Here is a 25302-nt window from a genome sequence, read left to right on the forward strand (position 1 = left end):
CCCGGCGCCAGTACCGCCCTCGACCACCTCGTAGTCGGTGATCATATCGGGCCATGCCTCGGCGCGGCTGCCCTTGTAGTCGCCGAGCGCGTCGACGACCTTCGCCGGCGCCGCCGTCACGACCCGCTCGACCACTACCTTGATCTGCGCCACCCGAACTCCATCCATAGCCGCACCGTTTATAGCCGCACCGTTCATGACCGCACCCGTCCGGGGCCCCGGCCGACCTTGCCATGCCATGACCGACCTTGTCAGGGCCGACCTTGTCAGGGCCGAGCTGGGGTTTTGTCGAGCAGCCAGAGGTCGACGCCGTCGACGTACCGCCCGGGTTCACCCGCCAGCCCCGTCAGCAAGGTCACGAGTTCGTCGTGGTGGTCGCTGGGGCCAAGGATGATCGTATTCAGATGGTAGCGGTCGAAGGTGGCCGCCAACCCGGGTTGTCGCAAGGCCGCCGCCGCGGTGCTCTGGCCCGTCGCGACGGCGATGAGGGCCGAGTTCAGCGGGTCGACCTCCGGATGGAAGCTGGACCGTCCATTACGGTCGGGAACCGTACAGTAGCAACCCGCCATGACGAAGCGGAAGTCGGCCTGCGCCTGCCAGAGCATCGCGATGTTCTGCTCGGGATACGGGTAGGGCACGACCAGCGCCGTCGCAGCCTCGGGCAGGGTGGCGACCTGTGGGCCGGTGAAGAACCTCGGTGTCACGGTGCTGAAGGTGAGGGGCGTGGCCGGTATCAGCGGCACGAGCGCGGCGGCGGCAACGATGCCGGTGGCGGCGTGCAGCCGTGGTGGCCGTGCCTGGTCGAGCCAGACCGCGATCATCGCGCCCGCCGCCAGCACGAGGTACAGCGACAGCCGGGACGGCAGTGCGTTGTGGAGCACCGGTCCCAGCTCCAGCAGGCGCCATGGCAGCGGGATGCGAGTGCCGTGCCCGCCGACGTGCAGGTGCGGGCCGAGCGACAGGACAGCGACGACGGCGAACAGCGGCGCGCACACGGCCACCAGCGGGTTGCGGCGCAACCGCACCGCGATGAACGCGAGCAGAGCCAACAGCGGGAGACCGACGTAGCCGCTGACCTCGACCGCGTTGCCGGAGAACCGCAGGCTCTCCCGAACGGCGACGTCCGGGCCGACAGCCTGTAGTGGTGTGGGCGTGGCGAAGGTGAGCAGGTCCGACACTGCGATGTCCGATGGCTGGATTGATCCGTGGACGCGCTGTGGGCCGAAGAACTGGATGTAGAGCGGCCAGGCGAGCAGCACGGTGGCGACGACCGCGCAGACCGCGAGTCCGCGTACCGTCGCCGCGGCACGCGGGCGCACCTGGTCGCGGTGCCGCACGCACAGGATCGCGATGCCGATCACCGCCACCACCGCCGATGTCGCCAGCACTTCCTCGCTGATCAGCGCCTGGGCGGCCACGGCTGCGCCGAGCAGCGCGCCGGTCCGCGCGATTGTGCGTTGGCGGATGAGCAGGTCGTCCAGCAGCAGCAGGAGGATCGGGGGAAAGAGCGCGAACGACAGGTGCAGGTGTCCGTAGGAAGCGCCGATGATGTAGGGGCTGAAGCCGTAGAGCAGCCCGGCGACGGCGGCGGGGAACGCGGCGGTCCAGCGCCGCATCACCAGGAACATCACCCAGCCGGACAGTGCCGGCGCGAGCGTTGTCAGCACTTGGAAGGCCACGAGCGGCCCGGCCAGCACGGTGATCGGCGCGGCCACCACACCGAGCAGCGGCACACCGGTGCTCCACATGATGTTGACGCCGTCCGGGGCGTTCAGGAAGTGGGTGACGAACGGATCGAGCCCGTGGGAGATCGCGTAGGGGGTCCATGCCAGGTACCAGGAGAACAGGATGGCGTCACCGCCGCCGTAAACCCTGCTACCCAGCCCCGTCCAGCCGTCCCAGAATAACGCCACGGACAGTGCGCAGAACCCGGCGAGGACTCCCAGCGCGACAAACCCCCTGCGTTTCCCCGCCGGGGCGGCGAGCGAGCTGCCAGCGCCGATGTCTGTAGCCACACCGATGTCGGTTGCCGCATCGACGTCCGAGAGCGCGTTGATCTCAGCAGCCGTCACGGGCATCCCCTCACGTCGTCGCCGGCGAGCCGGCTCGTCCGGAGCGCCGTCGTGGCGCGGACATCGCGCTGTGTGCTGGACTCTGCTGTCCTGGACTTCTCGCCAGCGTTGCGCACTCTTCCCCGCAGAAGCAGAAGCTTAGGCCACCGGAAACAGGTGATTACCGGTGGGCTTCGCGGCGCTGCGAGGGGAAACCGGTACGGGCGGTGGCTCGCAGTCGCGCGAGGCCCGCCAGCAGGCGCAGTTCGTCGACCGTGCGCGCGGCGCTGTCGAGCAGCGCAGGTGACATCACCAGTGCCGCCAGTACCTGCGCTCGCGACAACGCGACGTTCAGGCGGTTGCGGGAGAGCAGAAAGTCCAGCCCGCGGGGAGCCTCGGACGCGCTGGACGTGGTCAGCGACACGATGACCACGGGTGCCTCCTGGCCCTGGAACCGGTCGACGGTCCCGACCCGGACACCGTGGATCCCGGCCTTGCGCAGCGCGTGGTCGATGGCACGCACCTGGCGGTTGTACGGGGCGACCACCAGCACATCCCGACCGCTCAGGATGCGTTCGCCGTCGAGGTCGACGAAAGGCCGGCCCAGGACGGTCTCCACCAGGCCGCGGACTGCTGCCACCTCCGGATCCGACCGGGTGGTGTTGGCGTGGTGGAGCACGTCGTGCAGGTAGAGGCCAGCGGCGATGCCGTCGAGGCGGCGGCCGGCGGTCAGCGGGTGGGCGTGCAGGCGTCCCCGGTAGGCCAGCGCCGAGACCGGCTCGCACACGTCCGGGTGCATCCGCCTGGTCAGATCGAGGAAATAGCCGAATTCGGCCGGGATGACATCGTCCGATCCGAGCAGATGGGAAAGGGCCGAGGCATCTGCGCCGTCCGGGTGGATCCCGGTGACAACCTGGGGAAGTTGCTGGGGGTCGCCGAGCAGCACGAGGTTGCGGGCGGCGCCGGCAACGGCCAGGGTGTCGGCGAGTGCGAACTGGCCCGCCTCATCGATGATCAGTACGTCGAACGGTTCCGCACGCAGCGCGGGGTTCGCAAAAGCCCACGACGTGTCACCGACCAGATGCCCGTCCGGGTGCGCCGCGCGCCAGGCGACCAACGCGCGGAGATCGCGGGGGCAGTCCCACGGCGCGAGGGGGTCGGGCTTCTGCCCGGCACGCAGTTTTTTCGCCGCCGGTATCCCGTTCCCCGGCATTCCGTTCCCCGGTATCCCGGTGGCCGTCAGCTGCTGGGGGGCCTCCGGGCGAGGCGGCTCCGCCATGGTGCCTCTCCCTACGGCCGTCAGCATGGCGTTCTCGATCGCCTTGTGGCTGGTCGAGCACACCCCGACCGTGCGGCCCTGCCCGACCAGATGGCGGATCAACCGTCCGGCCAGATAGGTCTTGCCGGCCCCGGGCGGCCCCTGCACGGCCAGGTAGGACCCGGCGAGCGCGTCGACGGCGGCGAGCACGGTGGTGATCAGGTCACCGTCGTACTCGGCCGGGTCGGGTAGACCGACCCGGCCGGCGGGCTGTCCGACCAGGCGTGGCGGGCGGCGGCGCAGCAGATCCATCGCCGGGCCGTCGACGGCCGCACGGTTGGCAAGGCCCGCGGCGACGACGCTGGCAAGCTCCGCGATCGCGGCCGGTTTCGGTTCGGGACGCACCGGCACGCCGGGCAGCACCGCGATCGGCAGCTCGGTGGTGGTCCCGCCATGCCCGGCCCCGTCGGGCATGGCGGTCTCGCGGATGAGCAGCCGGTCCGGGCCGGCACGCTCGATCTCGCCGTCGCGGGTGGTGCCGTCGGCCCCGCCGATCCCCGGGTAGAGCAGCCGCACCCGTTCGCCGTCGGAGTACGGGTGGGTGCCGTCAGGGTCGAGGGTGGCCAGCAGGCCCCGTCGGGTTCGCGTGCGCCGCCCGGACGGGACGGCCCAGTCCTCCACGACGGTCCAGCCCAGCGGGACGGCGCAGTTGTCGTTCGCCTCCAGCGCCGCCCGGTCGGCGGCGAGCCAGCTGAAGAACTCCCACCACGCCGGTTTGTTCTCGCGCCGGTGGTAGCCGACGGCGGCGGCCAGCAACGCCCGTGCCCGCTCGTCGTCCGTCCAGGTCGTCGGGTCGTCCGGTAGGCCCGCGACCAGCGCGTCGACGGCCGCGTCAGGATGAGCCGCGGGCGCGGGCGCGGCGTCCCCGTCGTCAAGGCCCACCGGCGGGTCCACCGCCGCCAGGCCGGCTATACCCTGCGCCGCGCGCAGCTCCAGCAGCCAACGATGCAGGCGGTGGGTGGATACGCAGTCAATCCGGTTGTACTCGGCGATCTCACCGAGGATGTGGTCGGCGCCGGCGCGCTCGGAGTTTGCCAGGTGGACCACGACACTCTCGTAGGCGACGATGCTGTCGACCGCGGTCTTGACTTCCGTGCCACGGGCCCCGGGCAGGTACAGCGGTTCCAGATACTTGATCGAGTATGAGCGCTGGGAGATCTTCAGGCTGCGCCGGACAACCGTGTAGAGGTCGACGAGCGTGTGCCCGGCAAGCAGGTCGTCCACCTGCCGTTCGCGGGTGCCGTGCCGGGCCGCCAACCGCTTCAGGGCATTCGGCTCGTACGGGGCGTAGTGGTAGATGTGCGCCCGCGGATGGTCGGCGAGCCGCGCGGTCGCCCAGTCGATGAACTGTTCGAAGGCGCGCTTCTCGCCGGCGCGGTCGTGCGCCCAGAACGGGTGGAAGATCTCCTCCGGCGGCGCGGAGGAGCCATGATCGCGCCGCCTTTGGCCCTGCAGGGTTCCGGGAATCGGGGCCTCCGGCGGCGCGGAGGAGCCATGATCGCGCCGCCTTTGGCCCTCGAGGGTCACGGCGCCGAACAGGTATTCCAGACCGGTGTTACCCAGGGCGTACGGGTCGCCCTCCATGTCGAAGTAGATGTCGCCGGGGTCCGGGGCGGGCAGGGACGCGAGCCCGTCCGGGACGACCACCCGGACGGTGACGGTGCCGGTCGGGTCGTCGTCGGTGCGGGTAGCGTCCTGAATGACCTGGAGCTCCGCCTGTAGCCGGAGCCCGGCGAAGGTTGCCGCGGCCATCGTCGGTGGACGCTGATCGTCACCAGCCGCGGCGAGATCCTCGACCGTGGTGATTGCGGCGGCCCGCAGCTTGCGGCGGGAGTCGGTGCGCAGGCCGGCGACCAGCGACAGGTCACGGGCGGCTTCCCGCCCCGCCGCGCAGTGGCCGGCGAACGCGCAGGTCGGGCACGCCGGTCTGGGCTGCGCCCAGGAAGGTGCCGGGATCGCCGGCTCGGTCGCGAGCTGCTCGGCCAACCGGGTGCGGGCGTGGTCGACCATGGGTGCCACGTCGTCGACCCGCAGCGACTCCAGGCGACCGTCGCCGAGCAGCAGGTGGATGTGCGCCGCGACCTCCACGCCGATTGTCGGCAGCGCCTGGGCATAGGCGGCGAGCTGCAGCACCGCGGCGGGGCGGGCATGCCGGGCGAGTTTGGCGTCGTACGGCTCGTAGCGGCCGGGTAGCGGTTCACCGGTGCGTTCGCCGGTGATCGGATCGAGGTGGCTGGCGATCAGAAAGTCGGGTCGGCCCTGGAAGGAGCCGTCGAAAAGCACGCCCTGGTAGATGACGGCGACGCCGGCGGCGACGGCGTTGCGGGTCTGATCCCTCGCTGCGGCCAGCGCGGTCAGGGTGTTCTCGGGCCGTTCGATCACCTGGACCGCAGCCGGGCCGAAGACGCCCACGAGCCGCTCCAACCAGCGCCGCTCATGGGCGTCACCGTGGCGGACCAGCAGGTCGTCCGCATCGGACGTGCTGATCGGCGCACCGGTGTCGTCGAGGCGCACGCCGGCTGCGCGGGCATGGGACAGCGCAAGCCGGTGCCCGCACTCGAGCGTATCGACGACATCGCCGGCAGACACGACCCACCGCGCATGTCCGCCGGCGACGCCGTCGAATCGCTGCATGTCCCCCCCATCCGCGTGATGCTCACGAACCCCGTAGCCGTCCTGCGTGACCATCGTGGGTCGGCAGCTCGACCATCCTGCCTCGGCCGGTGGCGGCTCAGCCGGGCCGGGTGCCGTAGCGGATGGTGGCGTTCCTGGCCAGCTGCAGTGAACCCGGGTCGGCGGTCAGGTGTTTGCTGTCCATGAAGCTGAACCCGAACAGGCCCGCAGCGGTGATCTGCCGCACGTATTCGTCGGTGAAAATCGCCCGCAGGTCGTTGGTCCAGGTGGCCGGCGAGCCGTCGTCGGGTTTGTAGTGCGCAACCATGACCGGGCCGTACCTGCCGAGGATCTGGGTCATCCTGCGGATGTCGTCGACGTTGCTTTTCGAGTCCATCGCCTGGAAGCTCTGGAAGTCCGACTGCCGCAGCACGTCGTCGAAATGCCCGATCAGCGATCGCCCGCCGCCCTTTGCCGGGTCGTCCCAGCGGGCCTGCCAGCCACCCCAGCCGAGTGAGACCTTCGCGTTCGGCGCCATGGAGTGGAAGATGCCCATCGCCGCGACGTACTGGTCCTTCAGCTTCAGGTAGTAGTTGGTCACCTCGGGGGTGGCCGCCCAGGTGTTGGCCTTGCACGGGTAGGTCTGCAACTCGGTGAACAGCGTGATGTAGAGCGGCGGTCCGTCCGCCGGACCGGCGAATATCTGCGCGAGTCGTCGGGTGTCACCGAGAAACGCTGATGACAGCGGGTAGTCCCGGCCGCACGCCGGGCCGTACTTGGTCTGGACCGTGGCGACCTGACCGGCGCCACCGAGCCACACGACGAGGTGGATCGCGCGCCGGTCCGCGTATACCCGCGGAATGAGATCCTTCGCCCAGTTCGTCAGGAACCCAAAGTCGTTCGGGCTGTTGTACCAGGTCGTGAGCATTCCCAGCTGGTCGGCGATGGGCGATGTGGAGTCGCTGTCGAGGGCGGGGCCGAGGCCGAACACGAGCTTTCCGGTCTTGCCGAATGCGGCCGGTCGGGGCGATCCGCCGCCGCCGGCGGCGGCGCTCGTCACAGCCCCCACCGCCCGCGTCTGGCCGGTTATATCCGGTAGCGACCAGGTGAGGAGGCCGGCGAGTGTCGCGAGAAACACAAAAGACGCTTCAAGTGGACGAAACGACTTCAATACGGACAAGGCATGTTTCTCCGCGGTTTCTCCCGAAGTATCCCCCCGGACGGGGGTAGCGTACATGCTGCCATCGCGTGCAGACGGACCATGTGGAGATCGCCGCTCGAGTGTCCGTGATGACAGTCGGTGTCGGCTGACACCGGTTACTGGCCCGTTTCGTCGAAAAGACGCAATTTCGCGGGACGGCGGCGGTTACGATCTCTTTCAGCTGGCGTGAGCGGTCCGCCCCGGAGACCGGGGTTCCGATCGGATCGGTGCGGACCGCTCGGCCGGGCGAGCACGGCTCTTTTCACGCACTTGGAGGTACCAAGGGCCGCCAGAGGCCGACAACCTCTGGCCGCGGGGGAGAGGAACACAGGTGGACCGGACCTCTCTGCAGGTCAACACCCCGGTCGGCCAGGTGGTTCTGGCTGGTTCCGGACCATACGTGGTGGGGCGGGCGCGTCAATCCGACATCGTCATCGTCGACAGCCGCGTGTCGCGGCGCCACTTCGTCCTGGAATCGGCGGCCGACGGCTGGCATGTGCGTGACACCAGTGCCAACGGTCTCTGGCAGGACGGCCGACGTGTGGGCAACCTCAACGTGAGTGCGGCGCAGGTCCGGCTCCGCCTTGGCGCCGCGGACGGCCCGGAGGTCGTTCTCATCCCACAGCCACGACAGCCACGACAGCCCGTCGGACCGGAATCGGGCGAGCGACCGGCCGAGCGACCGGCCGAGCGACGGGCGGACCTGCCCACCGCGGTCGCGGGAGGCGACGACGAGCCCGGCCCGCCCACGTCCGAACAGCCGATCGTCGGGGACGAGCGCAAGGTTCACCGCTTGCGTCCAGGGCAGGTGACCCTGGGTCGTTCCCGGGACAACGACCTGGTTGTCGACGACTTACTGGCCTCTCGGCACCATGCCCAGCTTCGTGTCGGCGCGGGCGTCGGTGGTGCCGGCCGGGGCGCTGTCGGCCGGGGTGCGCCGGGCCGGGGCGGTGATCGAAACGGTGGCGTCGAGGTCGTCGACCTGGGGTCGGCCAACGGCACGTTCGTCAACGGCCGACGGGTGACCCACGCGCCCGTGGCGCAACGCGACGTTGTCGCCATCGGCCACCATCTGTTCCAGCTTGACGGTGACACGTTGGTTGAGTATGTCGACAGCGGTGACGTGACGTTCGAGGTGCAGGGCCTGTCCGTATGGGCGGGCGCCAAGCAGCTCATGAGCGACGTCACCTTCCGCCTGCCGGCCCGATCACTGCTGGGTGTGGTCGGGCCGAGCGGCGCGGGCAAGTCGACGTTGCTCAACGCGCTCACCGGGTTCCGCCCAGCCGATGCCGGCACGGTCCGCTATGCGGGCCGTGATCTCTACGCCGAGTACGACGAGCTGCGCCGCCGGATCGGCTACGTCCCGCAGGCCGATCCTCTGCACAGTCAGCTGACCGTCCGCCAGGCCCTGGAGTACGGCGCTGAGCTGCGCTTCCCGGCGGACACCACCGCCGACGAGCGACGCGCGCGGGTCAGCGAGGTCATCACCCAGTTGGGGTTGCGTGATCATTCCGACACGCCGGTCGGCCGGCTGTCCGGCGGACAGCGTAAACGGACCAGCGTCGCGCTTGAGCTGCTCACCCGTCCGACACTGCTTTTTCTGGACGAGCCGACCTCCGGGTTGGACCCTGCGAACGACCAGTCGGTGATGGAGGCGCTGCACGGACTCGCCCGGGGCAGCGACGGTGCCGCCACGGCTCCCGGTGAAGGTCGCACGGTGATCGTGGTTACCCACAGCGTGCTTTTTCTTGATCTTTGTGACTATCTGCTGGTCCTTGCACCCGGTGGCCACGTGGCGTACTTCGGGCCGAGCGCGGGTGCGCTGCGATTCTTCGGGAAGAAGGACTTCAAGGAGTTCGTCACCGTCTTCCGCGAGCTGGAAGCTACCGCGGGCGCGGTGCTTGCGGCCCGTTTCCGCGCCTCGGAGGACTACGTCCCCTCCGCGGTGGTCGCGCCACTGGTCCGACGGACTCCTGCGCTGCTACCCAACGTCGGCCGACAGCCCGTGCTGGTGCAGCTGTCCACCCTTACCCGCCGCTACCTGCGGGTGGTGGTCGCGGACCGGTCCTACCTTCGGTTGATCATTGCTTTTCCGTTCCTGCTGGGGATCATCCCGCGGGTGATTCCGGCCCGGGACGGTCTCGCCGCGTTGCCGGTGCCGAACCCGGATGCGACCAAGGTGCTGGTCGTGCTGGTGCTGTGCGCGTGCTTCATGGGGATGGCGAACTCGGTGCGCGAGATCGTCAAGGAGCGGCCGATCTACCGGCGGGAGCGCACGATCGGCCTGTCGCGCACCGCCTACCTGGGTTCGAAGGTCGTCGTCCTCGCCGCGATCACCACCTGTCAGTGCGTGGTCTTCACATTGATCGGATTACTGGGACGGATGCCGACACGTGCGGTGCTGCTCGGTTCTCCGCTCGCGGAGTGCATCATCGCGGTGCTCGTGGCGGCGCTGTCGTCGATGATGATCGGCCTACTTGTGTCGACCCTGGTGGACAACGCCGACAAGACCATGCCCGTGCTGGTCCTCGTCACCATGGGCCAACTTGTGCTGTCCGGCGGGCTCGTGTCCGCGGTCGGACGCTTCGGGCTGGAGCAGATCAGCTGGCTTGCGCCGGCACGCTGGGGCTTTGCTGCCCTCGGTGCGACCACCGATCTCAACGACGTGGCCAAACTGGGCACGCTGGGCAGGGCGGGCCCACGGGGTGATCCACCGGATCCGTTGTGGGACCCGAATGCCGCAACCTGGCTCACCGACGTCATCCTCGGTACCTCGGTGGGTGTCGTCGCGCTGATCCTGACCGCCTATATGATCCGCCGGATCGAGCCCAAGGTCGGCCGGCGCAAGGTGGGTGCGGATCCGCCATCCTGATGCCGCGGATCCGCCATCCAAAGCCGGCGGATCCGCCATCCGAGCCATGCGAATCTGCCATGATGGACGCCGTGGTGGACTCATTCCGAATCGACGGTTCAGTCTTCAACGTGCGCCGGTCCCTCCAGCCTCTGATCATCGAAGCACTGGCCGACACCCGTGTCGTCGGCGTCGTCGGACCTCGGCAGGCAGGCAAGTCCACGCTGGTGCAGCGCATCGTCGGTGACTCGCCAAATGGTGTGTACGTCTCCCTGGCCGACCGTGACGCTCGGGTCGCGGCGGAGGCGGATCCACGTGGCTTCCTGATGGGACGTCCGGGGCTCCTCGCCATCGACGAGGTGCAGCGGGTCCCCGAGCTGCTGATCGCGCTGAAGGTGGCAGTCGACACGGACGAACGTCCGGGCCGGTTCCTGGTGACTGGTTCCTCGCAGCTCAGTGCCAACCGCGGTGTGTCGGAGACACTCGCCGGCCGGATTGAGCGCTTCGAGCTGTGGCCGCTGAGCCAGAGCGAACTAGCCGTAGCGGGTGCGGCTGTAACCGGTGTGGTCGGAACGGTTGACACGTTCCTTGACCGGCTCCTTGGCGGCGAACTGCCGCTGGACCAGGTCGGTGAGTTGACCAAGCACGACTATCTGGATCGGGCTGTCGCAGGCGGGTATCCGGAGGCTGTCCGCAGATCAGGGGCGAGGCGAGCCGCATGGTTCGACGCCTATGTCGAGACGGTGGTGGAGCGGGAGGCTCCAGGGGTGTCGGCCTCACCGCGCACAGCCGAACTGCCACGTCTGCTCCGCTTGGTCGCGGCCAGGAACGCCAGCCTGCTCAACGTGGCCGACCTGGCGCGTGACGCGGGGCTGCCGGAGCGAACAGTCCATCGTTATCTGGAGGTTCTCGAAGCGGTCTTTCTCGTCCGCCGCTGCCCCGCATGGGCGGTGAACCTCAGCCAACGGGAGATCCGGGCGTCCAAGGTCTTCGTGACCGATCCTGGTCTTGCCGCTCATCTGCGTGGTGCTGACATCACGTTGCTCAAGCGCCCGGAACTGTCCCACGGCGTCGACGGCCCGGTTCTTGAGGGGATGGTTTACGCCGAGTTGCTGCGGCAGTCGGGTTGGTCGGCGGTCAGACCGTCACTCTTCCATTATCGGGACCGGGCCGGGGCCGAGATCGACCTCATAGTGGAGGACCGGTCCCTGCGTGTCGTCGCGATCGAGGTGAAGGCCGCGGCCGACGTCTCAACCCGCGACATCCGCCACCTCGCCGCCGTCCGCGACCGACTCGGTGACCGTTTCGTCGCCGGACTGGTGTTGCACACTGGCGCTCGGGCCTTTTCGCTGGGCGACCGCCTGGCCGCGGTTCCCGTCAGCGCCCTGTGGGCTCCCCCCAGCCCTGCTCCTTGATCCACGCCCCTGTTGCCGGGCGCTCTTACGCTATGGTGTCCTGGATCATCCGGATGAGGAGCTCGCCGTGACAGGCATGACCGGTCAGCGTAAACGGGGGCATGGACGTGGCGCACATCGTCTCGACGATCAACCTTAAGGGTGGCGTCGGCAAGACGACGATCACTGCCGCGCTCGCGGAGATCATGGCGGCGGAGCACGGGAAGCGTGTGCTGCTCGTCGATCTCGACCCGCAGACGAACCTGACCGTCTACATGATCGGCGAGGCGCACTGGAAGGACCTGAACGACTCGGACCGGACGTTGGCCACCCTCTTTCGCGACGCGGTGGAGCCGCGCTCGGCCGACGGCCTGTTCGACATCGACGCGGCACTGCAACGGGACGTGTCGCCGGTGCGAACAGTCACTCAGGTCGACCTGCTGGCATCCTCGCTGGATCTCATCGACATCCAGGACCGGCTGCTCGCCCCGTCCGGGGAGTTCCTCCATGATCCGGTCGAGCTGCTGGCGCGGCAGATCGAGAAGATATCCGGCAACTACGACTACGTCCTGGTGGACTGCCCGCCGAATCTGAGCATCCTCACCCTGAACGGGCTGAGGATCTCGCACGGCTACATCATCCCGACTGTCCCCGACTTCATGTCGACCTACGGAATCGCGCAGGTCCGGTCCAGAATCGCGAAATTCGCCACCGACGTGGGCGTTGACATCCCCGCGATCGGGCTGGTCATCAGCAAGTACCGCTCCGAGGTGACCCTGCACCAGCAGATGGCGGACTACCTCCAACGGACGGGGCAGGACGACGGACTGCACGTGTTCGAGTCCAGGATCCCCGAGTCGGGTGACATCGCCGCCGCAGCCGAGTTCAACGACTGGGGAACCCTGCGGCAGCGTTACGGCTACAAGGGGCAGTACGACGCGCTGGCCGCGCTGACCGTGGAGTTCATGCACCTCGTCGAGAGCAGCTGACCGCGGTGCCGCGCAGCGACGCAGGGTCGCGGCGCGGCACCGGGCCGGCAGGAGGCAGGGCTCGCGGGTCAGGGCTCGCGGGTCAGAACGTGATGGTCAGGGCAGGGTGAGTCGGACGACCTGTGGGTCGTGATCACTCTGCTGGGTTGCGAATTCGGAGTTCACATGCACCACGTTGTAGCTGTGTGAGGCGCCGGTCAGCGATGACGACAGCAGGATGTGGTCGAGGACCTGCGAGTTGCCCTCGTACACGTAGGTGTAGCGCTCGGCGTCGGACAATGTCGCCGGTAGGTCCGTCAGACCGGCGCTGGCCAGGGTCTGCACGGGCGCGGAGTAGGTGAAGTCGTTCAGGTCGCCGGCCACCACGATCCGAGCCTGGCTGTCGATCGCGAGGATCGACTGGACGAAGCTCTTCACCACAGCGGCCTGCTGGCTACGCTGCGTCTGGCTGGACAGCGTCGGCGGCTGGTAACGGCCGAACAGTGGGTTGTCGCCGCCCTTGGAGTTCCAGTGGTTGGCGATCACGAACAGCGGCTTGGAGTTGAAGTAGAACTTGCCGACCAGCGGCTTGCGGCTGGTGCTGAAGGCGGTGTTGGTCGGGTCGATCCGCCCGGGGTTGTAGCTGAGGTTGACCCGGTCGGCGGAGTTGCCGCTGTCGGAGACGCTTTCCGCCGTCGTGGAGTCGCCGGGAGTGCCGGCGGCGAAGGTCAGCCCGATGTCGGTGCGGTAGAGGAGACCCACCCGGATGTTGCCGCCGGGCTCACCACCATCGGAATCGTCCACCGGGTTGATCTGCTGGTAGGTGTAGGTAGGCCCACCCGCGGCGCTGATCGCGTTGATCAGCTTGGTCCAGGTCTGGTCGGCGGCGACCACCGAACTGTTGGTGGCCCCGTCGTTGTCCTGGATCTCCTCGACGCTGATGATCCCCGGCGCGGCCAGGTTGGTCACGATCTGGCCGGCCAGGCCGTCGAACTTGCTCTGCGGGTCGGTCGGGTCCAGGTTCTCGACGTTGAACGTGGCAACCGAGATCTGGCCCGTGCCCGGCCCCGTGGTGCTCTGTGGGGTCAGCCCGCTGTCCACCCTGGTGATCGGGCTGGTCAGCAGCACGTGGAAGTTGGCGAACGCGTAGTCGAGCACACCGACCGCTGGGCCGGAGAAGTGGTCGCCCACGTTCACCCCGGTGGGAACCGAGCCGGCGAGGATGGCGTCGTCGATCACCAACCGCTCCGGGTTGCCGTCGGTCTGACGCAGTACGATGCCGCCGCGGTTGGTGCGCACCGACGCGTTCGCGCCGTCGTCACCGAGCACCGGGATCTCGTTGTAGCTGTTGCCGGGGCCGACCGCGACCGGGTTGTTCACCTGGACGCGCATGCCTTCAAGGGACTCGTAGAAGTCGATGCCGTCGGTGGCCACGTCGAAGGTGCCCGAGGTCTCGACACTGCCCGTGGCGTCGTCGTCGATCACGGTTGTGGGCGGTACCCGGCCGCCGGTGCCGATCACCGTGGCTGCCGGGACCGCTCGGGTGCCCAGCACGGAGACCGACGGGGAGGTGATCTCAGTGGTGGTCAGGTTCGCCGTGGTGGACCCGCTCGGCCGGTACTCCGACACGGTGCCGCCGACCGCGATCTCCTGGCCGACGCTGACCGTCGGCGTGCTGGAGGTGTACACGAACACACCCTCGGAGGTGGCGTCGCTCGTGTCCGGGCACGGGTCCTGGAACCAGAAGCCGGTGCTCCTCACCGCGGTGACGACGCCGCGGACGTTCGAGACCGCCTGGCTGTTCAGCGGTGAGATGTGGGCGCTGCCCTGGATGTCGCGGATGCGGGTGGTGTAGCCGGTGCAGGAGCCGCCGCCGCCGCTCTGGGAGTTCTGCGGGGTCGGGCTGACCTTGGCGAAGTCGTTCGCGTTGTTGTCGGTGTCAGTCGCCGGGTTGGACCTGGTCGCAGACGTGGTGTTTGACAGGGTTGCGGCCGGCGACGTCTCGTAGTCGTTGGCGGCGCCGTAGCCGATGAAGTCCTTCACGCCGGATGCGGCGTGGCAGTTGCTCCCGCAGGTCAACGCGGTGGTGGTGGTGACGAGCGCGACCTTGCCGGTCGTGGCGGACATGTTGGTCGTGCCGGTCGCGTCCGGGGTGGGCAGCGCGACGCCCTGGCTGCCCGCGGACCCGAGCTTGACCAGGTACTTCGAGCCGGGCTGGATCGTGCCGGACAGCGCGGTGACCAGGTAGTTGGTCCCGGACGAGGAGGCGTACTGGGTGGACCAGCCGGCGAGGCTGACCGCGGCGCTGCCCCGGTTGTACAGCTCGACGAAGTCGTTGAGGTAGGGGGCGCCGCTGTTGCCGCCGCCGCCGTAGACTTCGCTGATCACCACATCGGGCGACGTGGCAAGCGCCGGCACCACGACCATCCCGGTGTAGCCACCGACGAGGGCCGCGGCGAGTAGAGGCGGGAGCAGACGCCGTAGCGGAGAGTGACCACGTGGCGAAGGGCGAGGAAGTGCCATGAACGGGCTCCTGACCAACAATGCGTGGACAATGAAATGAGCCCGTTATCTCTATCGAGTCGACGGTGTTGATTTCTATTGGGTAACGGCGACGATCCGTGGACGCTCGAATGAACTTCTGTCACCGCACGATCGACACGGTGCTGATCCACTTCCACCGTGGTTGATCGTGTTGTCGGATCGTGTTGTCGGATCGTGTTGTCGGATCGCACCGGCCGGATCCGACAACACGATCAACGTCACGGGTGGGGATTCGGGTGGGATCAGGCGGCGTCGAAGTCGGCCTTCGCGCCGGACACACCCCGGGACCCGACCGTGCACAGTCCGGCGGTGCGCACCAGCGTGACGCGGTCGAGCTCCGCACCGCTCTCGGCGACCGCGCGAACGGTCAGCGTCGCAGGCTGGCCCAGGCGTGCGGGCGTGACGTCCACCGCGACGAACGAGTACCCGGTGTAGCGGACCCGGGACCAGGTCACCACCTCGGGGGTCTTCACCCCGACGCCCGTCCACGAGTAGGTGTTGACCGAGGCTGCATCGTTCACGTGCCCGGCGTAGCTGTCCGGGGCCGGGAAGCTGTACAGGCTGCGCCCGCCGCCGCCGACCGAGAGATAGGTCGTCCCGTCGGTGTCCGGGTGGACGGTCCCGCCGATCGGCACCGCCTTACTCGGGCTGCCGCCACGCAGCGGGTCGCTGCGCTCGTAGATGTGGTTGTGGCCGTTCAGGACGAGGTCGACGCGGTAGGCGTCGAACAGCGGCACCCACTCGGCCCGCACACCACCCTCGGACGCATGCGCGTTCGTCGTCGAGTAGGTGCAGTGGTGGAAGAAGACGACGACGAAGTCGACGTCGGGCTGGCGACGCAGGAACTTCAGCCGGGACTTCAGCCAGGACGTCTGGGAGCCCTTGCTGTAGCCGAGGTTCGCGGGGATCTCGTTCGAGACGTCGTTGGCGTCAAGGCTGATCACGCCGACGTTCCCGTAGATGAACGAGTAGACCGACGGGCATGCCTTCGGTCCGTTGCCGGGGAAGTCCCACCGGGCGATCTGGCCACCGTAGCCGTCCGGGGAGTACAGCGCCTCCATGTCGTGGTTGCCGGTCGCGACCATCCACGGCACCCGTGAGGCGACCGCTTCGATCTGCCCGAGGTAGGAGTCCCAGATGGTCGGGTTGAAGATGTCGGTGCCGTTGGCACCGGTGGCGCTGACCGGCCGGCCTTGGCCGCTGGGGTCGGCATATGCGATGTCGCCGAGCAGCAGGTGGAAGGCGGGGTTCTGCTGGGCCACGACGCCGTCGTTGGCCAGCGCATGCGGGCTGACGCCCTGGTCACCGAAGGCCGTGAACGTGAACGGCTGCACGTCCCAGCGTCCCCGCTGCGGTGCGGTGTGCACCGTCGAGATGGCGCCCGCGGGGGGCTCATAGCCCTTGTGGCCCACACCGTAGTAGTAGGTGGTGTCCGGGCGAAGCCCGTCGAGTTCGACGTGCAGGTAGTACTGGTCGACGGGTCCGGCCGCTCCCGGCACTTCCGAATGCAGCGGACGGACCTCGGCCGGGATGCGGCCGGACAAATCGGACGGGTCGGTGCCGATCCGGATGAACGGCCTTCTGACGGGCGTCGGTACCTGCCAACCGATGCGGATCTGGCGGCGAGGGTCGGCACCGAAGGCCAGGTGACGGGCGAACGGAGCGACCGACGCTCCGTCCGCCGTGGAGTTGGTGGTGACCAGCGTCGGGCCGGTGCCGGCGGACGCGGCCGAGCCGAGCAGGCTGGGACCGGCGAGGAGGGTTCCCGCACCGAGGGCACCGGCGCGGAACACGCTACGGCGGGACGGGCGCTGAGACATCAGCCATTCGTGCTGCTCGGCCATGCTCATGCGCTCGGCGAGACGGTCGGGAATCCCCATACGTGGTGTCTTCACGACATGTGACACTTGACTGATCAACTCACGCGGCGTGATACCCCAGGTGAATGAATTCCTACGGTTTGCAACCGAAATGGTAAACATGTCGCGTGAGTTCACGGCCGGGGTGCTGGTGGGACGCCGGTGTCACTGCGGCACCGGTGTCACTGCGGCAGCAGCGGGATCAGCGCGTGGATGTCGGCGAGCGCCCGGAGCTGGTCGGTGAGATGGGTGCAGGTCGTCGGTCCGGTCATGTCGGCGCGCAGCATCTCGCGGAGCCCCGTCAGGCGCTCGCCGACCAGACGGGTGGCGCTTGCCGCGGCGGCCGGGCAGTCGGGGCCCGGCAGGACATGGGGTGTCGCGTTGGCTGAGCGAATCGTCCCGGTGGCGAGGTCGACCGTCGCACTGACGGCGTATTCGTGGATCACCTTCTGAGTACCGTCCGCTTCACAGAACGTGTCGCGAAAAAGCCCGTCGACCACCACAACACCGAGTTCTGGGCCAGGAACCACGTCGAGCCTGCGCCGACGTCGGATGCTTCCCGGCGGCAGGTCAGGCATCGTGTGCCAGCCCAGCGGATCGGTCTCGTCCGCCAGCTCCGGGGCGGATGGTCCCACGCCGAGAAGGGAGAAGCGGCCTTCGCGGTGGCTTACATCCATCTCGCCACCAGCCTTCCAGCCCGCGCAGACATCCGTGGGCGGCATGACCGTGTTCCGCGGCCGTTCCCCGGAGACGCGTGCGATGGCTGATCCAGAGATCAACGTGACCACCGGTACTTCGTCGAGGAGGAGTCCGAGCAGGGTGCCGTCGGCGGTCAGGCGGGGCGCGGCCTGGTCCAGCGCTGTGCGGAAGCCCGAACCGGCACGAACGCCGACCAGTGTGTCACTGTCTGGCATCGCCGGTTCGCAGTGGATCTCGGTCACCAGACGCCCACCGAAGTAGTCGATGGTGACGCGGGTACTCGCCTCGGCCACGAGCTCTGCATCCCAGCCGGTATCACTGGGTGTGTTTGTCTGGTATCTGGTTGCCGGGCTTGCGGTTGGCAGGCTTTTCGTCGTGCGGATGTCGCGGGCCCTGCCGACGAGGACGAGCGGACCTTCGAGTCCGTCCGGACGCAAAGCATCCACCGAGCTGGTTCGACGTACCGAACCCGCGATGCGCGGCGGCGTGCCCACGGTTGGTCCGACGGTCCCTGGCCACAGAAGAACACTGGTCACTCTTCCAAGGGTTAGCAGCCAGGACGCGCCGACGCACGGTTGGAGCCTCGATCCGGTGTCGGAAGTGGGTAATGTCACGTCCCACTGCCACGTCCCCCGTGACGCGTTCATGATTGTTTCGCGGTGTTCCCCGACGCGCGGCGAACGCCTGGATCTACGAATCTCGTAGCGGGCCGGGCGTCGGTGTGTGGTAGATCTTGATCACACCGAAGCCCTGAACGCGACCGAATCCGCGTACCCACAAGAGCGGCCGCCATAGCGACCGATTCCACCTACTGTCGGACGACGTTCGGCCGAACGGTAGGTGGTTCCGGTCATCAGGATGGCCTCAACGACCTACGCACCCCGGCCCCGCCACCCGGATTCTGTTCACCGGCGGCATCAAAGTAGTCGGGACACGCCATCCCTTACCCGATATCGCCCGGATCGTATCGATCTCCCCGGCGGCCTCGGCCCGGTCCTACCCTGCGACGCCACCTCGTGATGCCCTGTCCATACGTGGCCTGTTCAGACCAGGGATTGGTAGAGGCGGGCGGTTTTCTCGGCTACCGCCGGCCAGCCGAACTCGGCGACGGCGCGGTCCCGGCCGGCCCGGCCCATGATTGCGGCGCGTGCCGGGTCGGTGAGTAGTTCGTTGACGGCGGCGGCCAGCGCCGCGGGGTCATCGGGTGGTACGAGCAGCCCGGTCACGCCGTCGTCCACCACTTCGGGGATGCCCCCGACCCGGGAGGCGACCACAGCCGTGCTGCAGGCCATGGCCTCGAGGTTGACGATCCCGAGCGGCTCGTAGACCGACGGGCAGACGAAGACGGTCGCGTGCGAGAGCAGCTGGATGACCTCGGGCTTGGCGAGCATGCCGGAGATCCACACAACACCCTTGCGGACGTCACGTAGCCCGTCGACCAGGTCGGTGACCTCGGCCAGTAGCTGCGGGGTGTCGGGCGCGCCCGCGCAGAGCACCAGCTGAGCCCGAGGGTCGAGCTCGGCCGCGGCCCGCAGCAGTACCGGTACCCCCTTCTGCCGGGTGATCCGACCGACGAAGACAACCGACGGCTGCTCCGGGTCCACCCCGTGCCGGGCCAGGACATCGGTCGCGGGGTCCGGTGCGTATTCGTCGGTGTCGATCCCGTTGCGGATGACGTGGACCTTCGCCGGATCGACCGCCGGGTAGGCCGACAGGACATCGGCTCGCATGCCCTGGCTCACCGCGATGACCGCCGCGGCCGACTCGATGGACACCCGTTCGCACCATGATGACAGCGCGTAGCCACCGCCGAGCTGTTCGGCCTTCCACGGCCGCTGCGGCTCAAGGGAATGCGAGGTCATCACGTGCGGGATCCCGTAGAGCAGGGACGCCAGATGCCCGGCCAGGTTGGCGTACCAGGTGTGGGAATGCACCAGGTCCGCGTCGGCGACGGCGGCGGTCGCGGACAGGTCGGCCGACATCGTCCGCAACGCCTCACCCGCGTCCGCGAGCTGGTCCCATGACCGGTGCGCGCGTACCGCGATGCTGTCCGAGCCCGGCCGGTCGGCCCCCTGGCAGTGCACGGTCAGGTCCACCAACCGGGAGACTTCGCGGGCGAGGTACTCGACGTGCACTCCGGCGCCGCCGTAGACCTCCGGCGGGTACTCCCTGGTCAGCAACGAGACGCGCATTACCTGCCCTTCAGTGCTCCAAGATTGCGGCCTCCGGGCGCGCGATCTGACGATCGTCGCGCGCCCTTTGGCCCTTTAGCGTTCCAGTGACTGCGAGATCACTCGGTGATTGTCACGCCCTTGCCGACAACGGTGATGCCATCGGGGCTGACCGTGAACCCGCGGGCGGTGTCGTGTTCCTTGTCCACCCCGACCTGCCCACCTTCGGGTACCACCACGTTCTTGTCGAGGATCGCGTTGCGGACCACGGCATGCCGTCCGATGACCGTGTTGTCCAGTATGACCGCGTTCTCGACCTGGGCCCAGGAGTTCACCCGTACCCCGGGCGACAGGACCGACCGGCGCACGAGCCCACCAGAAATGATCACTCCGTTGCTGACGACGCTGTTGAGCGCCATGCCGGTCCGGCCGGGTTCTTCGTGGACGAACTTTGCCGGCGGCAGGGACGGGACGTTCGTCAGGATCGGCCAGTGCCGGTTGTAGAGATTGAACACCGGGTCGAACGCGCACAGGTCCATGTGCGCGTCGAAGTAGGAGTCGAGGGTGCCGACGTCGCGCCAGTAACCCCGGTCCCGCTTGTTCGCGCCGGGGACTTCGTTGTCGGTGAAGTCATAGACCTGCGCGACACCTTCTTTGGTCAGCATCGGGATGATGCTGCCGCCCATGTCGTGGACGCTGTCGTCGTCGTCCGCGTCGGCCCGCAGCGCCTCGATCAGAACATCCGTGGAGAACACGTAGTTTCCCATGGACGCGTACGTCTCATCGGGACTGTCGGGCAGGCCGGGCGGATCCGCCGGCTTCTCAAGGAAGGCGTCGATCGTCCGGCCGTCCGCACCGGGGCGGATCACGCCGAGTTGCCTACCCTCCATTCGGGGCACACGCAGCCCCGCGACGGTCACCCCGGCCCTGTTGGCCAGGTGCTGCTCGACCATCTGGCGCGGATCCATCCGGTAGACGTGGTCGGCGCCGAACACGACCACGATATCCGGTTGATCATCGTAGATGAGGTTCAGCGACTGGAGGATCGCATCCGCCGACCCCGTGTACCATCGAGGGCCGAGTCGCTGCTGCGCAGGTACCGGTGTGACGTAGTTGTCGAGCAGATTGCTCATGCGCCAGGTCGTGGTGATGTGGCGGTCCAGGCTGTGGCTCTTGTACTGCGTGAGAACACAGATCCGCAGGTAGCCTGCGTTGGCCAGGTTCGACAGGACGAAATCGATCAATCGGTAGAGGCCGCCGAACGGGACGGCCGGCTTGGCGCGGTCGGCGGTGAGCGGCGCGAGCCGCTTGCCCGCACCACCGGCCAGCACGACGCCGAGCACTCTTGGCGTTGACATCCCACACCTCCCCGGGGTGGCGATCGATGATCGGCTGGGAACTGATGATCGACTGGGACCGACAAGGACCGGCTTCGGGCGGTCCAGCCGGTATTTTCCGAGCCTAACAACGCGTAGCTAATTGCGATGTTCAACCCAGAAGGCCGCAGGACCCGTCCCACCACCGGGCCTACGCTGACCACCTTGGACGCACCGAGCCAGACACGAGCCGGACACCCGTCAAAAAGATCATCTGTTGTGATTGGGTCAAACCTATCGCCAGGTTGCGTTCATGGTGTCATGTCGATGTCCCACGGTTGGCGTCCCCGGTCTGGGCCTGTCTATGCGCGGGATCCCCGGCGGTCCGTCCCGGTGCATCAACCGTATGCACTGGGACGGACCGCCGGGGATCGCACGTGCTTGCGCTATGTGACTGGTCTTGTGGGATGGATCTTGCGTGGCGGGCGCGCTGCGGTGGGCCTCAGGTGCTGGTCCTGGTCAGGTCGTAGACGGTCGTACCGCCGATCGTGGCCTGGCTGAAGTTCTGCTGGACCCACGCGGCGATGGCGCTGGCCGGGCTATCGGACTGGCTGCCACCTATTCCCATCCCCGTGCCGCCGCCGATGAAGTAGTGGATCTTTCCCTGGCGGACGTACTCCTGGAACTGCGCGAGAGTGGGTGTGGGGTCGGTGCCGTTGAAGCCGCCGATGGCCATCACCGGCTCGCCCGTCGCGAGTTGGACGCCAGCCGCGGAGTTGGAGCCGACCGTGGCCGCGACCCAGGTGTAGCGCTCAGCGTCCGCCTTCAAGGCTGTGACCAGTGCGGCACTTGGCGTTCCGGCGTTGAGCAGACCACCGATGCCACCGGCGCCACCCCCGAACCTCGCTCCACCCTGCGTGCCCAAGCCGCCGCCCAGACCCCCCGTGCCTCTCTGAGTGGTCGTGCCGCCCGGTGGCGTCCCCTGCGGTGCGCCGGCGCCGAAGGCGCCACCGCGGCCGTTCACACGGCCGCCCCCGCCGAAGCCGCCCCCGCCAGGGCCGCCGGAGCCCGCGGGGCCGGCGGACGGGATGGCGCCACTGTGCGCGACCGAGGCCGTGTCGACCGCGTAGGCGGCTGGCCCGGTGACCCCCGCGACGATGCTCACGGCGGCCAGTACCGCAGCGGCGCGGCGAGCCAGCGGTGCCGGCAGCACGACGGTGAAGATCAGCGCGACAACGGCTGCGCCGCCGAGGATGACCACCAGCGGCCGTAGCCACGGATGCCAGGTGGGCGTCCGGTTGAGCAGGACGTAGGCCCAAGCGGTTGTGGCGGCGAGGGCCGCGGCCAGGATGAGGCAGGCGACGAGCCGGTCACGCCGGCGCCACAGACTGGTGCCGCCGATGCCGACCACGGCCCCGATCGCGGGAGCGAGTGCGACCGTGTAATACGGGTGGATGATCCCCTGGGCGAGGCTCAGGGTGAGGCCCGTGACGACGAGCCAGCCGCCCCACAGCACCAGCGCCGCTCGGGTCCGGTCCGTGCGGGGGGCTCGCCAGCCGAGCGCGAGCGCGCCGACTCCGAGGATCAGCGCGGTCGGAATGAGCCAGGAGACCTGCCCACCCATCTCGGAGTTGAACATCCTGGTCAGGCCGGTTGCCCCCCAGCGACTGCCACCGGCGCCGCCCATCCCGCCGACGCTGCCGGCCTCGTTGCCGTTGAGCCGCCCGAAGCCGTTGTAACCGAAGATCAGATTGAGGATGCTGTTGTTCTGGGAGCCGCCGATGTAGGGCCGCGAGCTCGTCGGCAGGAGTTCCACGGCCGCGACCCACCAGCCGGCAGCAAGGATCATCGCAGCGCCGGAGAGTAGGAGCTGGCCGATTCTGCGCCGAAACGACGTGGGGGCGGCCAGGAGGTAGGTGAGCGCGAACGCCGGAACGACCAGGAATGTCTGCATCATCTTGGCGAGGAACCCGAAGCCGACGAAGACGCCGGCCCAGACGATCCAGCGGGTGCTTGCGTTCTCCACGGCCCGCACGGTCGCGTACGCGCCCAGAACCAGCAGCAGGACGAGCAGCGAGTCAGGGTTGTTGAACCGGAACATCAGCACCGCGACCGGCGTCAACGCGAAGACCGCTCCGGCCAGCAACGCCGCGCCGGGGGAGAACCAGCGCCGGACCGTCGCGTACAGCACGCCGACGGCCGCGACACCTTCCAGGGCCTGCGGGACGAGCATGCTCCACGGGTTGAGCCCGAAGATGCGTACGGAGAGATCCGTTACCCACAGTGAAGCCGGTGGTTTGTCCACGGTGATGAAGTTCGATGCGTCCGACGAGCCGAAGAAGAACGCCTTCCAGCTTGTCGAACCGGCCTGGGCGGCGGCGGAGTAGAAGGCGTTCGCCCATCCGGAGGCCCCCAGACCCCAGATGTAGAGCAGGGCGGTCCCGGTGAGAAGGGTGAGCAGGGCGGGGCGTACCCAGGGCTGGTCGCCTTCCCGGCCGCGCACAAGACTCCGCGCCCATCGCGCGGGCGACGCCCGGACCTGCGCAGCCGCCGGGTCGACTGGGGCCGGGGGCACTCCGGCCGCCTGGTCCGGAAAGGTTGTGGTCACGTTGCGGTCCTCATCGTCAGGGGCGGGAGTCAACCGGCGGCGAGAGCTGGTATTCGCGGCACGGGTCCACCGCCGTGCACGGTCAGTGCCGCGGTACCAGTCGCGGAAGTCGCCGTCATAGTGCCATCGTGTCGGCTCATGCTGATGTGGACCTGACGCAACCCTGGGAGTCGGCTGAAAGCCCGCGGTGGGCGACAGCGGCTACTGCGTGCCCGGTTGCCTGTACCGCCGGTGGCGGGAGTTGATCGAACATGTGCCCGGAATTCTCGGACCGCGCTCCAGAGTACGGCTACCAGGGCTAACGCCATGAGCGCCGCCGCCAGTTTGAGTTCTGGTGCCGGCGGGAATGCCGCCGCGTTTCCGCCGGCACCGCTCACGGCGCTGTTCCCGGTGGCGCCTCCGCCCACGGGTTGGGAACTCTGCGCGAAGTACGTCAGGTATGTCAGGAAAGATGCGACCTGAACGGCGACCGGTAGGTACCACAACCGGCGGGGTAGGTAGCAGGCGGCAATTACGCTGAGGACGTCCGCCGGGTAGAAATACCGTTCGTGCATAGACGGCAGAAAAAACGGTACAGCGATGACCGACGCGGTGGCAACCAACACGATGCGGGTCGGGGTAAGTTCGACGCGACTACGGACAGTAATAACGGTTAGGATGGCCACGAGCGCGCCGGTGAACACGACTCCCGCCGTACGCAGGATGTCAGCGTGTGTGCCCGGGGCGATGAACTGATATACCGAAGCGGCGTTGAGTGTTAACTGTTGGTAGGTGCCGGTCTGCCTTGCGTAGACCGTCAGAAGCTTTTCCGGTGCTGCGCCCAGGAGCAGCGCGGGCACATCGAGCGCCAGGTACACCCCGGGAATGGCAAGCAACGACGGCCATGGCAGCCGTTTTCTAAGGACCAGGATGCCCAGGAGCGGAAAGATGAAGACGGCCTGCAGTTTGAACCCCAGCGCGAGGCCGAAGAAGGCACCGGCCAGCCAGTGGCGCGCCCGGAGCACGTAGTAGAGCCCGCCGATCAGGAAGGCCGTGAAGATCGAGTCTGCCTGCCCCCAGCGCGCACTGTTCGCAACCACCGTGGGCAGGAACAGCACCGCGGTCGCGGCCGCGACCGGTTGCCATGAGTCGAGAAAGCGTAGCCGCACGATCCGATATGTAAAGAATGCGAGCAGTAGATCGAACAGCACCGAAATAGTCTTGATCCCGGCGAGTGCCGGTACCGGCAGATAGGTCAGGAAGGCCATCAGGTAGAGGTATGGAACATTATAATCTGAGAAATCTGATCGAAGGGCATGATATCCGCCGTTATCGGCGATATGGTTGTACCAGGGTTTCAGGAACATGACGTAGTCCGCCGAACGATAATCGAACATCGTCGCGCGCACCGTGAGTGCGATCATGACAGCGACCGCCGCCATTGCTGTCCGACCGGCCGGTCGGGGTGGCTTCTTCGCGATCCGCGTGCGGGCCGGCACCGGCTGCGGGGTCATCTCGGTCATGAGCGTATTGTCTGTTTTAATACTTAGCCGAACCTTGTATGAAACTTGGCGCAGACTGAGCACCGCACTGTGCGTCCGGTACCTGTGCGTCCGGTACCCGTGCGCGGGCTCAACGGGTGTCGGGACGGCCGGCGATCAGATCGAAGATCCGGTCCTTGCGGTGGATCCACCGTTGGTCGTGGCGCACGGCCCGGCCCTCGGCCCGGG

13 protein-coding genes are annotated in these 25302 nt (G+C 68.0%); 3 read left to right on the forward strand and 10 right to left on the reverse strand.

All coding sequences use genetic code 11. The annotated features are described in order from the left end of the window. Window positions 1-266: 266 nt before the first annotated feature. From U9978_RS00245 to U9978_RS00255, 3 genes are all read right to left on the reverse strand, one after another. On the reverse strand, window positions 267-2072 hold the full coding sequence (locus tag U9978_RS00245; protein ID WP_322758962.1) for a hypothetical protein: 1806 nt from the start codon (window positions 2070-2072) through the stop codon (window positions 267-269). Window positions 2073-2232: 160 nt separating this feature from the next. Next, window positions 2233-6057, reverse strand: coding sequence for a TM0106 family RecB-like putative nuclease (locus U9978_RS00250; protein ID WP_322758963.1), 3825 nt, complete (start codon window positions 6055-6057; stop codon window positions 2233-2235). A gap of 43 nt (window positions 6058-6100) precedes the next feature. Beyond that, window positions 6101-7162: a hypothetical protein gene (locus U9978_RS00255; RefSeq protein ID WP_322758964.1), complete on the reverse strand. Its 1062-nt coding sequence runs from the start codon at window positions 7160-7162 to the stop codon at window positions 6101-6103. A 352-nt stretch (window positions 7163-7514) separates the two neighbouring features. Between U9978_RS00255 and U9978_RS00260 the strand changes: the two genes are divergently transcribed. The 3 genes from U9978_RS00260 to U9978_RS00270 all read left to right on the forward strand — a co-directional run bounded on the left by U9978_RS00260 (window position 7515) and on the right by U9978_RS00270 (window position 12417). Further along, window positions 7515-10055, forward strand: a complete 2541-nt coding sequence (locus tag U9978_RS00260; protein ID WP_322758965.1) for an ATP-binding cassette domain-containing protein — start codon at window positions 7515-7517, stop codon at window positions 10053-10055. Window positions 10056-10129: 74 nt separating this feature from the next. Beyond that, on the forward strand, window positions 10130-11449 hold the full coding sequence (locus tag U9978_RS00265; protein ID WP_322758966.1) for an ATP-binding protein: 1320 nt from the start codon (window positions 10130-10132) through the stop codon (window positions 11447-11449). Between the two features lie 107 nt (window positions 11450-11556). Next, window positions 11557-12417, forward strand: a complete 861-nt coding sequence (locus U9978_RS00270; protein WP_416210807.1) for a ParA family protein — start codon at window positions 11557-11559, stop codon at window positions 12415-12417. A gap of 96 nt (window positions 12418-12513) precedes the next feature. Here U9978_RS00270 and U9978_RS00275 read toward each other — a convergent pair whose 3' ends face one another. The 7 genes from U9978_RS00275 to U9978_RS00305 all read right to left on the reverse strand — a co-directional run bounded on the left by U9978_RS00275 (window position 12514) and on the right by U9978_RS00305 (window position 25095). Then, window positions 12514-14919, reverse strand: coding sequence for a lamin tail domain-containing protein (locus U9978_RS00275; protein WP_322758968.1), 2406 nt, complete (start codon window positions 14917-14919; stop codon window positions 12514-12516). A 263-nt stretch (window positions 14920-15182) separates the two neighbouring features. Further along, window positions 15183-16835 (reverse strand): metallophosphoesterase family protein, encoded by a 1653-nt coding sequence (locus U9978_RS00280; protein ID WP_322758969.1) that lies wholly within the window; start codon window positions 16833-16835, stop codon window positions 15183-15185. A gap of 146 nt (window positions 16836-16981) precedes the next feature. After that, a complete protein-coding gene (locus tag U9978_RS00285; RefSeq protein ID WP_322758970.1) occupies window positions 16982-17944 on the reverse strand; it encodes a DUF2889 domain-containing protein in 963 nt (320 codons plus the stop codon). Between the two features lie 597 nt (window positions 17945-18541). Next, on the reverse strand, window positions 18542-19690 hold the full coding sequence (glgA, locus tag U9978_RS00290) for a glycogen synthase (protein ID WP_322758971.1): 1149 nt from the start codon (window positions 19688-19690) through the stop codon (window positions 18542-18544). A 98-nt stretch (window positions 19691-19788) separates the two neighbouring features. Then, window positions 19789-21027, reverse strand: a complete 1239-nt coding sequence (gene glgC, locus U9978_RS00295) for a glucose-1-phosphate adenylyltransferase (RefSeq protein WP_322758972.1) — start codon at window positions 21025-21027, stop codon at window positions 19789-19791. A gap of 460 nt (window positions 21028-21487) precedes the next feature. Next, window positions 21488-23593, reverse strand: coding sequence for an ArnT family glycosyltransferase (locus U9978_RS00300; RefSeq protein WP_322758973.1), 2106 nt, complete (start codon window positions 23591-23593; stop codon window positions 21488-21490). Between the two features lie 29 nt (window positions 23594-23622). Then, on the reverse strand, window positions 23623-25095 hold the full coding sequence (locus U9978_RS00305) for a glycosyltransferase 87 family protein (protein ID WP_322758974.1): 1473 nt from the start codon (window positions 25093-25095) through the stop codon (window positions 23623-23625). Window positions 25096-25302 lie beyond the last annotated feature (207 nt).

Origin of the sequence: Protofrankia sp. Cr2 (assembly GCF_963555885.1) — a bacterium.
Taxonomy (GTDB): domain Bacteria; phylum Actinomycetota; class Actinomycetes; order Frankiales; family Frankiaceae; genus Protofrankia.

Coding starts and splice junctions, on each gene's coding strand:
- U9978_RS00305 (WP_322758974.1), bottom strand. CDS start 25,095: ATGACCGAGATGACCCCGCAGCCGGTGCCGGCCCGCACGCGGATCGCG.
- glgA (WP_322758971.1), bottom strand. CDS start 19,690: ATGCGCGTCTCGTTGCTGACCAGGGAGTACCCGCCGGAGGTCTACGGC.
- U9978_RS00275 (WP_322758968.1), bottom strand. CDS start 14,919: ATGGCACTTCCTCGCCCTTCGCCACGTGGTCACTCTCCGCTACGGCGT.
- U9978_RS00250 (WP_322758963.1), bottom strand. CDS start 6,057: ATGGTCACGCAGGACGGCTACGGGGTTCGTGAGCATCACGCGGATGGG.
- glgC (WP_322758972.1), bottom strand. CDS start 21,027: ATGTCAACGCCAAGAGTGCTCGGCGTCGTGCTGGCCGGTGGTGCGGGC.